Source organism: Kocuria sp. CPCC 204721, assembly GCF_040980945.1.
Lineage (GTDB): Bacteria > Actinomycetota > Actinomycetes > Actinomycetales > Micrococcaceae > Kocuria > Kocuria marina.
This window is the reverse complement of the sequence record NZ_JAVKPO010000059.1, coordinates 1-720: the sequence shown is the minus strand read 5'-3', so window position 1 is coordinate 720 and position 720 is coordinate 1. Positions and strand designations below refer to the sequence as shown.

Annotated in this window: 1 protein-coding gene and 1 pseudogene; one reads left to right on the top strand and one right to left on the bottom strand. The window is 71.5% G+C overall.

Annotated features, from left to right (window positions below; genetic code table 11):
- Positions 1–164: 164 nt before the first annotated feature.
- Positions 165–359: a hypothetical protein gene (locus RF637_RS13840; RefSeq protein WP_368845129.1), complete on the top strand. Its 195-nt coding sequence runs from the start codon at positions 165–167 to the stop codon at positions 357–359.
- Positions 360–477: 118 nt separating this feature from the next.
- Here RF637_RS13840 and RF637_RS13835 read toward each other — a convergent pair.
- A pseudogene (locus RF637_RS13835) lies at positions 478–720 on the bottom strand (cytochrome P450); the annotation flags it as partial.

Sequence of the window (720 nt, the reverse complement as noted above, 5' to 3'; positions counted from 1 at the left end):
CCCCGTGTGCTGATCCTGGGCACGCCCGGAGCCTCGTGCGGTGAGAACAAGGGCGCCGGTGTGGCGGCCCCAGCCCATTGACGGGGGCCGCCACACCAGCACCTGTCGAACCATCTTGAGGCGGGGCGCGAGAGAGCCGGTCTAACATACGGAAGGAACATCCCATGCGCCAGAAGACCAGTCCGACCACGAGCCCCCGCATCGCCACGGCGACGCGCACCAGCGTCGAACCCGTCCAGCTCCAGCAGCTGATCAAGGGCGCGGAAACAGCCGCCGCGCAGTACGAACGGGACGAAGCGAGGGTCGAAGGGTGGGGACGCGATTCCTTCCCCGCCTCCGACCCGCCCCAGAACTACTAGACCCCAGGGGTTGACTGCTCGGGCGTCCCGAGGAGCTACGGGTGCTCGGCCCCGGCCGGGGAGAGGCAGATGCCTCCACCCCGACACAGGGTCGGTGTTCCCGCCAGGGCGGGAGGCGTCACCGCAGGCGCAGCGGGGCGGTGGCGAAACCGCCGACCGGTGGCAGTTCGCGTTGCCGCGGCCGGTCCGGGTCGGGTTCGATCGCGGCCGTCGCCGCCAGGGCGGCGCGGGTCAGTGCCCGCAGCTCGAGGGTCGCCAGGGGCCTGCCGGGGCACACATGCTTGCCGATCCCGTACACCAGGTTGTACGGGGCGTTGCCGACCGGGTCGAACGCCTCCGGGTCGCCGAAGATCCGCGGGTC

Bases quoted from the DNA above. Each gene is read 5' to 3' on its own strand.
- RF637_RS13840 (WP_368845129.1), top strand. From the start codon at position 165: ATGCGCCAGAAGACCAGTCCGACCACGAGCCCCCGCATCGCCACGGCG.